Source organism: Pseudomonas sp. QTF5, from assembly GCF_000512695.2.
In the GTDB taxonomy this organism is placed as follows: domain Bacteria; phylum Pseudomonadota; class Gammaproteobacteria; order Pseudomonadales; family Pseudomonadaceae; genus Aquipseudomonas.
The window spans coordinates 44,839-52,189 of record NZ_AZRW02000045.1 but is presented as its reverse complement, the minus strand read 5'-3'; the positions used below and the strand labels follow the sequence as shown (position 1 = coordinate 52,189).

Sequence of the window (7,351 nt, the reverse complement as noted above, 5' to 3'; positions counted from 1 at the left end):
CTTTCGTCTCAACCGAGGCGCGCATTCTACAGCAGCCCCTGTTACTGTCAAGCGGTTATTTTCAGAAGTTTTCAAAGTTTCGCTTGGAAATCTTTAACAACTTCAACCACTTGCGCTTCCGATCTCTCGTTAGCGGGAGGCGAATTCTACAGCGTTACTCGCTGCTGTCAACACCTCTTTTTCTCCGCTTTCGACCGAGATGATCGAACCGTCAATAAGGCGACAACACACTGCCTTACCAACTCCTTCTGGCCTCGATGAACTGAAGCGTAATCGCTGCCGAAAACTGCATAACTCATTGTTTACCAAGGAGTTTTCCGTTTCGACTGCGCCGGAAGTGGGGCGAATTATAGGCTTTCAGAATTTGCCGTCAACCTCTAATTACGCCTTTCTATCAATAACTTGCCGAAAGCCTGAAAACTGCACATTTCCTTCTATATAGGAGAGCAAAACCAGCCCTGCTATCCTGCTATATAGAAGGAATCCTCAGAGCACTCCAGACGCCTTGAACCCAGTAACGACGCCGACATCCAAACCCAACACCCGCTGCAGAACTTCCAACGTGTGCTCACCCAACAAAGGAGGCGCACTACGGTACTCCACCGGAGTCTCGGACAGGCGTATCGGGCTCGCTACCTGGGGCACCATCCCGGCCAAAGCATGAGGCAGCTCAATGGCCAACCCCCGCGCCTGAACCTGAGGATCGGCAAACACCTGAGCCAGATCATTGATCGGCCCGCATGGCACGCCTGCCTGCTCCAACTGCGCCACCCATTCGGCAGTAGTCTTGAACACGGTCGCCTGGCGGATCAGCGGAATCAATACTGCTCGGTTAGCCACCCGCAATTTGTTGGTCGCAAAACGTGGATCATCCGCCCACTGCGGTTGACCGGCCACCTCTGCAAACTTGCGGAACTGCCCATCGTTACCCACGGTGAGGATGAAGTCGCCATCAGCCGTAGGAAAGTCCTGATAAGGCACGATATTCGGGTGAGCGTTGCCCAGGCGTTTAGGCGCATTGCCTGTAGTCAGGTAGTTCATCGCCTGATTGGCCAGACAAGCCACCTGGACATCCAGTAATGCCATATCTATATGCTGACCGCCACCACCCTGATCCCGATGAGCCAGGGCCGCCAGGATCGCTACCGTCGAATAGAGACCGGTCAAAATATCTGTCAGCGCCACACCGACTTTCACCGGGCCCGCACCTTCATCTCCTTCGGGACGACCGGTCAAACTCATCAGACCGCCCAAGCCCTGGATCATGAAGTCATAACCCGCACGCTTGGCATACGGACCTGTCTGACCGAATCCAGTGATCGAGCAATAGATCAGCTTCGGATTAATCGCCTTGAGCGACTCATAGTCCAGCCCATAAGCCGCCAGGCCACCGACCTTGAAGTTCTCAATGAGGATGTCCGACTTCGCCGCCAACTCACGCACAAGCTGCTGCCCTTCTGGCCGCGTGAAGTCGATGGTCACTGATTGCTTGTTGCGGTTGGCGGACAAGTAATAGGCCGCCTCGCTGGTGTTCTCGCCATAGGCGTCTTTAAGGAACGGAGGCCCCCAGGCGCGCGTGTCATCGCCATTGCCCGGGCGCTCGACCTTGATGACTTCGGCGCCAAGGTCCGCCAGGATCTGCCCGGCCCAGGGCCCGGCGAGTACCCGCGATAAATCCAGTACCCGTAGATGCGAAAGCGCGCCCATGGCCGTTCTCCTATTAATAGAACGCCTGGATGCCGGTCTGCGCGCGACCGAGGATCAGTGCATGGACGTCATGCGTACCTTCATAGGTATTCACCACTTCCAGGTTGACCAGATGCCGAGCGACACCGAACTCATCGGAGATGCCGTTGCCACCCAGCATGTCGCGCGCCATGCGGGCGATGTCGAGGGATTTGCCACAGGAGTTGCGCTTCATCATCGAAGTAATCTCGACGGCAGCCGTGCCTTCATCCTTCATCCGACCCAGACGCAGGCAGCCTTGCAGCGCCAGAGTGATTTCGGTCTGCATGTCAGCCAGCTTCTTCTGGATCAACTGTGTGGCCGCCAATGGACGACCAAACTGCTTGCGATCCAGGGTGTACTGACGAGCGGTATGCCAGCAGAACTCGGCAGCACCCAGTGCGCCCCAGGAAATGCCGTAACGCGCCGAATTAAGGCAGGTAAAAGGACCTTTCAAGCCCCGGACATCCGGGAAGATGTTCTCTTCAGGGACAAACACGTTGTCCATGACGATCTCGCCGGTGATGGATGCACGCAGGCCGACCTTGCCGTGAATCGCCGGAGCGCTCAGACCTTTCCAGCCCTTCTCCAGAACGAAACCACGAATGTCGCCCGCGTCGTCCTTGCCCCAGACCACGAACACGTCGGCGATCGGGCTGTTGGTGATCCACATTTTGCTGCCGGTGAGGCTGTAGCCGCCTTCCACTTTGCGTGCACGAGTAATCATCGCGCCCGGGTCGGAACCGTGGTCAGGCTCGGTCAGACCAAAGCAACCGATCCATTCACCCGAAGCCAGCTTCGGCAGGTATTTCTGCTTCTGTGCTTCGGTACCGAATTCGTTGATCGGCACCATGACCAGCGAGGACTGCACGCTCATCATCGAGCGATAGCCGGAGTCGACGCGCTCGACCTCACGGGCAATCAGACCGTAACTGACGTAGTTCAGGCCGCTGCCACCGTATTGCTCAGGAATGGTCGCCCCCAACAGACCCACTTCACCCATCTCGCGAAAGATCGCCGGGTCGGTCTTCTCATGGCGGAAAGCTTCGAGAACGCGCGGCGCGAGCTTCTGCTGAGCGAATTGCTGAGCCGTGTCGCGAATCATGCGCTCTTCTTCGGTGAGCTGTTGATCCAGCAGCAGGGGATCGATCCAGTTGAAGCTAGCTTTACCGCCCATGAGTGAGTCCTCTCGAATCGGGTCAAATAACGTGGACCGATCCTAGGCCGGGTTCGGCTTCACGACAAACGAGGATTTTGCATACTGTTGTGCTAATTTCTCACTCCGTAACGTCGCAAAAATAGCCTATATGCGATGTATTAGTGAGGTTGACGTACATGCGCAGGAAGATCCCCAGTACAACCGCCCTGATCAGTTTTGAAGCTGCAGCACGCCACGAGAGTTTTACCAAGGCCGCCCAGGAACTTTCCCTCACGCAGGGAGCGATTTGCCGACAGATCGCCAGCCTTGAGGAGTTCCTCAGCGTCGAACTGTTCCGACGCTCGCGGCGTGGAGTGAAGCTGACGGAGGCCGGGCTTTCCTATAGCCGCCGAGTAGCCACACAACTCGACGCGGTTGAACGGGACACCTTGTCAGTGATGGGCCAGCAAGGTGCCAACGTGATCGAGCTGGCGGTGGTGCCAACCTTCGGCACTCAATGGCTGCTGCCGCGACTCAAGGATTTTCAGCACAAACATCCGGAAGTGACCGTCAACCTCACCAACCGCACCCGCCCCTTCCTGTTTGCCGACACCGATTTCGATGCCGCTATCTATTTCGGCGACGCCGCCTGGTCGGGTACCGAATCCCACAGGCTAATGGGCGAAAATCCGATGCCGGTGTGCAGTCCCACATTACTGGGCAAGAAAACCAATCTGAGCCCCACTGAAATCGCCGAACTGCCCCTACTGCAGCAAACCACACGCCCTTATGCCTGGCGCCAGTGGTTCAACTCTCAAAACCTGAATATCCCGCGAGACATGACAGGGCCGCGTTACGAGCTATTCTCCATGCTTGCTCAAGCGGCGATGCACGATATGGGGATCGCGCTGATTCCACCTTTCCTGATTCAGCGCGAATTGGCAGAGAAGCGCCTGGTGATTGCCAACGCCCAGGCACTATCGAGCATCAAGGCCTATTACCTGATGATTCCCGAGCGAAAGGTCGAATCAGCGTCTTTAAGGGCATTTCGCGATTGGCTGGTGAATCAGGCACAAAGCTACAGCCTAGAAGGATAAAGGCTCCTCGTTATTAGCTGACCCCGTAGTCAGGAAAACAAAAGCACTACAGATATAAGTATTTGTCGCATATTGGCAGACTGTACTGAGGAGTAGCACAAACGTCCTACAAAGGCCTGAATACGTGGCCTTGAGCCTCTATTGGCAGGCAATGACGCCTCATTCACCGTGCCGATATGTAAATTCTTGAATTTTGGACAGAATCCTCACAAGCCACGCCCTGCAAGGGATTGAACCGATCAGTGCGACATTCGGTCACGGGGTGACTTGTAGTTAATTTTCCGTCACCCGTCATAATCCCTTGAAGGGCACAAAGTTCGCCTGCAAAATGCCGCGCCCCGCCCCTGATTTGGCGGGATCGTGCTGATCGGCCGCCCCCAGACGCACCATCCGAAGTGCTTGGGTTTACTCAATAAGATCACGCAGGAGATTTGACGTGCACATTGGTGTTCCTCTCGAAACCCAGACGGGTGAAACACGGGTTGCTGCAACCCCGGAAACCATCAAGAAGCTGATCGGCCAGGGCCATAAAGTCACTGTGCAAAGCGGCGCTGGCATTAATGCCAGCGTTGTCGACAGTGCTTATGAAGCGGCGGGCGCAACCATTGGCAGCGCCAATGATGCATTTGGTGCCGAGCTGATTCTCAAGGTGGTCGCTCCCAGCGACAGCGAACTGACGCTGATAAAAAGCGGCACCGTTGTGGTGGGCATGCTCAATCCGTTCAGCAATGAAACCATTGCCAAGCTGGCTGAGTGCGGCATTACCGCGTTTGCGCTGGAAGCCGCACCGCGCACCTCCCGCGCCCAGAGCCTGGATGTGTTGTCCTCCCAGGCGAACATCGCCGGCTATAAAGCCGTGTTGCTGGCAGCTCACCACTATCCTCGCTTCATGCCGATGCTGATGACTGCTGCGGGCACCGTGAAAGCGGCGCGTGTGCTGATTCTTGGCGCTGGCGTAGCCGGTTTGCAGGCGATTGCCACGGCGAAACGTCTGGGTGCGGTGATTGAAGCGTCCGACGTGCGTCCTGCGGTGAAGGAACAGATCGAATCCCTGGGTGCGAAATTCGTCGATGTGCCGTACGAAACCGATGAAGAGCGCGAATGCGCCGTCGGCGTCGGCGGTTACGCACGCCCAATGCCGGCCAGCTGGATGCAGCGCCAGGCCTTGGCCGTGCACGAACGCGCCAAGCAGGCTGACATCGTCATTACTACTGCGCTGATCCCCGGCCGCAAGGCGCCGACGCTGTTGAGCGCCGAAACAGTGGCGCAGATGAAGCCAGGCTCCGTGGTCATCGACCTCGCGGCAGCCCAAGGCGGCAACTGCCCGCTGACCGTGGCCGATCAGGTTGTCGTCGAGAATGGCGTGACCATTTGCGGCCCGACCAATCTGGCCGGCGCAGTCGCGGCTGATGCTTCGGCGCTGTACGCGCGCAACCTGCTGGACTTCCTGAAGCTGGTCTTCACCAAGGAAGGCCAGTTCGAGATCAACCTCGAAGACGACATCGTCGCCGCGTGCCTGATGTGCCGCGACGGCCAAGTCATCCGCAAAAACGCCTAAGCAGGGATTCAGACGATGGAAGAGCTTATCTCCCCCGGTATCTACAACCTGATCATCTTCGTGCTGGCGATTTATGTCGGTTATCACGTGGTGTGGAATGTTACACCTGCACTGCATACGCCGTTGATGGCGGTGACCAACGCCATTTCGGCGATTGTGATCGTCGGCGCCATGCTGGCGGCAGCTTTGACCGTGACCCCACTGGGCAAGACCATGGGCACCCTGGCGGTGGCGCTGGCGGCCGTGAACGTGTTCGGTGGCTTCCTGGTAACGCGTCGCATGCTTGAGATGTTCAAGAAAAAAGCCCCGAAAGCCGTAAAAGAAGAGGCGCCCAAGTAATGAGCATGAATCTGGTAACGACGCTCTACCTGATTGCGTCGATCTGCTTCATCCAGGCCCTCAAAGGCCTGTCGCACCCCACCACGTCGCGACGCGGCAATGTCTACGGCATGCTCGGTATGGCGTTGGCGATCCTCACCACGGTTGGCCTCATTTATAAGCTGGGGGCAGAGCTCGCTACTGCCGGCATCGGTTACGTCATTGTGGGTCTGTTGGTCGGCGGCACTGCCGGTTCGATCATGGCCAAACGCGTTGAAATGACCAAGATGCCGGAACTGGTCGCCTTCATGCACAGCATGATCGGTATGGCTGCGGTGTTCATCGCCATTGCGGCGGTGGTCGAACCGCAATCCTTGGGCATCGTTAAACAGCTGGGGGATTCGATTCCGGCGGGCAACCGTCTGGAGCTGTTCCTCGGCGCGGCCATCGGTGCAATCACCTTCTCCGGTTCGGTGATCGCGTTTGGCAAGCTGTCGGGCAAGTACAAGTTCCGTCTGTTCCAAGGCGCACCGGTACAGTTCGCTGGCCAGCATAAACTGAACTTGCTGCTGGGTCTGGCGACGCTGGTATTGGGCATCACCTTCATGCTGACCGGCAGTCTCAGCGCTTTCGCGCTGATGCTGGCCCTGGCCTTCGTGATGGGTGTGCTGATCATCATCCCGATCGGTGGTGCCGACATGCCCGTCGTGGTGTCGATGCTCAACAGCTACTCCGGCTGGGCAGCGGCGGGTATCGGCTTCTCGCTGAACAACTCGATGCTGATCATCGCCGGCTCCCTGGTGGGCTCAAGCGGTGCGATTCTCTCGTACATCATGTGCAAGGCGATGAACCGTTCGTTCTTCAATGTGCTGCTCGGCGGTTTCGGCAACACAGCAGATGCCGCTGGCCCGGCAGGCTCGAAAGAAGCCCGCCCGGTGAAATCCGGTTCGGCTGACGACGCCACCTTCTTGCTGACCAACGCCGACACTGTGATCATCGTTCCGGGCTATGGCCTGGCGGTGGCCCGCGCGCAGCACGCATTGAAAGAATTGACCGAGAAGCTGACCCACCGTGGTGTGACCGTGAAGTATGCGATTCACCCGGTTGCGGGTCGGATGCCTGGCCACATGAACGTATTGCTCGCCGAGGCAGAAGTGCCTTACGACCAGGTGTTCGAGATGGAAGATATCAACTCCGAGTTCGGTCAGGCCGACGTGGTGCTGGTGCTGGGCGCCAACGACGTGGTCAACCCGGCGGCCAAGAACGATCCGAAGTCGCCGATTGCCGGCATGCCGATTCTCGAAGCGTTCAAAGCCAAGACCATCATCGTCAACAAGCGCTCGATGGCCAGCGGCTATGCCGGTCTGGATAACGAACTGTTCTACCTGGACAAGACCATGATGGTTTTCGGCGATGCCAAGAAAGTCATCGAAGACATGGTTAAAGCCGTCGAGTAACACCCTTCGGCAACCTGAACGCCCCGACTCGTCGGGGCGTTTTTGTTTGTGGCTGTTA

Annotated in this window: 6 protein-coding genes; 4 read left to right on the top strand and 2 right to left on the bottom strand. The window is 57.5% G+C overall.

Features of this window, described 5'->3' with window-relative positions; all coding sequences use genetic code 11:
- Positions 1 to 486 precede the first annotated feature (486 nt).
- On the bottom strand, positions 487 to 1,707 hold the full coding sequence (locus IC37_RS25370; RefSeq protein WP_030129614.1) for a CaiB/BaiF CoA-transferase family protein: 1,221 nt from the start codon (positions 1,705 to 1,707) through the stop codon (positions 487 to 489).
- 13 nt (positions 1,708 to 1,720) lie between these two features.
- Complete coding sequence (locus tag IC37_RS25365; RefSeq protein WP_030129615.1) at positions 1,721 to 2,902, bottom strand: acyl-CoA dehydrogenase; 1,182 nt, start codon at positions 2,900 to 2,902, stop codon at positions 1,721 to 1,723.
- Positions 2,903 to 3,060: 158 nt separating this feature from the next.
- Here IC37_RS25365 and IC37_RS25360 point away from each other — a divergent pair, with 158 nt between their 5' ends.
- The 4 genes from IC37_RS25360 to IC37_RS25345 all read left to right on the top strand — a co-directional run bounded on the left by IC37_RS25360 (position 3,061) and on the right by IC37_RS25345 (position 7,293).
- Positions 3,061 to 3,960 carry a LysR family transcriptional regulator gene (locus IC37_RS25360; RefSeq protein ID WP_030129616.1) on the top strand — a complete coding sequence of 300 codons (900 nt, stop codon included), beginning with the start codon at positions 3,061 to 3,063 and terminating at the stop codon, positions 3,958 to 3,960.
- A gap of 436 nt (positions 3,961 to 4,396) precedes the next feature.
- On the top strand, positions 4,397 to 5,518 hold the full coding sequence (locus IC37_RS25355) for a Re/Si-specific NAD(P)(+) transhydrogenase subunit alpha (protein WP_030129617.1): 1,122 nt from the start codon (positions 4,397 to 4,399) through the stop codon (positions 5,516 to 5,518).
- 15 nt (positions 5,519 to 5,533) lie between these two features.
- Positions 5,534 to 5,857, top strand: a complete 324-nt coding sequence (locus IC37_RS25350) for an NAD(P) transhydrogenase subunit alpha (RefSeq protein WP_003187010.1) — start codon at positions 5,534 to 5,536, stop codon at positions 5,855 to 5,857.
- The gene (locus tag IC37_RS25345; RefSeq protein WP_030129618.1) at positions 5,857 to 7,293 is read left to right on the top strand and encodes an NAD(P)(+) transhydrogenase (Re/Si-specific) subunit beta; all 1,437 of its coding nucleotides are present in this window, start codon (positions 5,857 to 5,859) and stop codon (positions 7,291 to 7,293) included. Before IC37_RS25350 ends, IC37_RS25345 begins: the two co-directional genes overlap by 1 nt.
- The last annotated feature ends 58 nt before the right edge of the window (positions 7,294 to 7,351 follow it).

Coding starts and splice junctions, on each gene's coding strand:
- IC37_RS25370 (WP_030129614.1), bottom strand. CDS start 1,707: ATGGGCGCGCTTTCGCATCTACGGGTACTGGATTTATCGCGGGTACTC.
- IC37_RS25365 (WP_030129615.1), bottom strand. CDS start 2,902: ATGGGCGGTAAAGCTAGCTTCAACTGGATCGATCCCCTGCTGCTGGAT.
- IC37_RS25360 (WP_030129616.1), top strand. CDS start 3,061: ATGCGCAGGAAGATCCCCAGTACAACCGCCCTGATCAGTTTTGAAGCT.
- IC37_RS25350 (WP_003187010.1), top strand. CDS start 5,534: ATGGAAGAGCTTATCTCCCCCGGTATCTACAACCTGATCATCTTCGTG.
- IC37_RS25345 (WP_030129618.1), top strand. CDS start 5,857: ATGAGCATGAATCTGGTAACGACGCTCTACCTGATTGCGTCGATCTGC.